The sequence below is a fragment of the Tsukamurella sp. M9C genome, from assembly GCF_020169415.1.
Classification (GTDB): domain Bacteria; phylum Actinomycetota; class Actinomycetes; order Mycobacteriales; family Mycobacteriaceae; genus Tsukamurella.
The window spans coordinates 1-2,529 of the sequence record NZ_JAIULG010000092.1; the positions used below are offsets into that span (position 1 = coordinate 1).

The window sequence follows — 2,529 nt, forward strand, 5'->3', positions numbered from 1 at the left end:
CGGTGTGCCCGACGCGGTGTACTGCCTCGCCGCCGCACCCGCCGCGGCCCCGTCCCGGCCCCGAGTCGAGGCGCGCGGCATCGACGTCATCCCCGCCGCCGAGCGACACGGCCGCGCCCGCGACCTGTTCACGCTGTGGTGCGCGCCCAGCATCAACTACCTGTCCGTCGTGGTCGGCGCGGCGCTCGTGCTCATGGGCCTCGAGCTGTGGCAGGCCATCGCCGTCGCGGTCGTCGGCTGCCTGTTCTCCGTGGTCACGGGGATCGTCGCGATCCCCGGGCCGGTGTCGGGCACGCCGAGCCAGGTCACCACCCGCGCGATGTACGGCGTGCGCGGCAACCGGGTCGCGATCGCGGTCAACGGCTGGTTCGTCTCGGTCTGCTACATCGCCATCAACTGGGCCGCGGCGGCCGCCGTCGGCTACACCCTGCTGCAGTACTTCGGGGTACCGCTCGGCACGCCGGCCGAGCTCGTCGTCATCGCGGCGATCGCCACGGCGACGGTGACCGTCGCCGTCTTCGGGCAGGGCGTGATCAGTCGGCTGTACCCGCTGCTGTCGCTGCTCCTCGGGGTCGTCTTCCTGGTCATGTCGGGTTTCGTGGCGGCCCGGGCCGACCTCGGCTTCGCGCAACCCGCCCCGCTGCACGGCTTCGACCTGTGGGTCGCCGTCCTCGGCGGTCTCACCCTGGTGGCCGCCGCCCCACTGTCGTACACGATCAGCTCGGACTTCGCCCGCTACCTGCCCGCGGACACCGGCCCCGTCTCCGTCGCCGCCGCGACGGCCCTGGGCGGCGCGATCCCCGGCGTCGTGCTCGTCGCGGTGGGCGCGCTGGCCGCGACCGCGATCGACATGTCCGACCCGCAGGCGGGCCTGATCTCGCTGATCCCGTCGTGGTTCGTGCCAATCTTCCTCGTCGCCGTGATCGTGAGCACCGTCTGCAACAACGCGCTCACCTCGTACAGCGCCGGCCTGGCCCTGCAATCCGTGGGGCTGCGCCTGAGCCGGGCGCGGGCGGTCGCGCTGACCGGCCTCCTCGGCGCACTGCTGACCCTGTACGCGCTGTTCGTGTCCGACTTCCTCGGCGCCATCAGTAGCGCCCTGTCGATGCTCGTCGTGCTGGTCGGCCCGATCATGGCGGTGTACGTCACCGACATCGTGCTGCGCCGCGGCCGCTACGACGGCGTGGCGCTCAGCGACGTCACGCCCGCCTCCAAGTTCTGGTTCACGGGCGGCGTGAACGTGGCCGGCGCCGTCTCGGTCCTCGCCGCGGCGGGCCTGGCCCTGCTGTGCGCGCACACCGTCGAATTCCGCGGACCGATCGCCGTCGCCCTCGGCGGGATCGACCTCTCGCTCCCGGTCGGCGTCCTCGTCGCCGCGGGCCTGTACGCCCTGCTCACCCGAGTCCTCTACGGATTCCCCACCCCTGCAACGGAGTAGACCATGACCACCACCCTCTACCGCGGCGGCCGGATCTTCACCGCCGACCCGGATCAGCCGTGGGCCGAGGCCCTCGTCGAGTCCGCGGGCGCCCTGACCTTCGTCGGCGCCGACGCCGCCGCCAACGAGCACTCCCGCGGCGTCGCCGACCTCCGGATCGTCGAGCTCGACGGTGCCGTCGTCCTGCCCGGCTTCGTCGACGCGCACACGCACCTCGTCCACCTCGGTGCCTCGCTGGGACACCTCGACCTGCTCGGCGCGCGCGACGCGGCGGACCTGCAGGACCGGCTGCGCGCCTACGCTGCGCAGCACCCCGACGCGCCGCGCCTGATCGGCGGGCAATGGCTGTTCGAGCCGCTCGCCGGGCGCGCCCCCGACCGGCACCTGCTCGACGAGGCGGTCGCCGACCGTCCCGTCTACCTGCACTCGAACGACATGCACTCGATCTGGGTGAACACCGCGGCTCTGGCGGAGCTCGGGATCGACGACGCCACCCCGGATCCCGTCGGCGGCACCATCGGTCGCGACGCGGCCGGCGCGGCGACGGGCATGCTCTACGAGACCGCGGCGCTGGGCCTGGCGGAGGATTTCCTCGCGAGCCTGGTCACCGACGCCGATCGGGACCGCGCCCTCGACGCCGCGGTGGCCGCCTACCTGGAGGCGGGCGTGACGGGCGCCGTCGACATGGGGATGCGCGGCGACGACCTCGCCGCCCTCGAGCGCGCCGCGGCCGACGGCCGGCTGGGGATCCGGGTCGCCGCGCACTGGCTCATCGCGCCGACCGGCGACCCCGCGGCGGACCTGGCGCAGGTCGGCGAGGCCCGCGCGCACGCCGAGCGGCTGGCCGACGGGCCGATCCGGATCGCGGGCGTCAAGATCATGGTCGACGGCGTCATCGACAGCTGCACCGCTGCGATGCGGGCGCCCTTCGCCGACGGCAGCCGGCCCGGCCCCATCTGGCCGCTGGACGCCCTGGAGCCGGTGGTCCGGGCCGCCGACGCCGCGGGCCTGCAGGTGGCGATGCACGCCATCGGCGACGAGGCCTCCGACATCGCGCTCACCGCGCTCGAGCGGGCGATCGCGGCCAACGG

General features: G+C 74.1%; 2 protein-coding genes. Both read left to right on the top strand.

The window, feature by feature from the left end; translation table 11 throughout:
* The coding region (locus LB823_RS23460) for a cytosine permease (protein WP_224652153.1) at nt 1-1,438 on the top strand (1,438 nt) is incomplete at its 5' end.
* 3 nt (nt 1,439-1,441) lie between these two features.
* Nucleotides 1,442-2,529, top strand: a 1,088-nt coding sequence (locus LB823_RS23465; RefSeq protein ID WP_224652156.1) for an amidohydrolase, incomplete at its 3' end; no start/stop codon positions are given.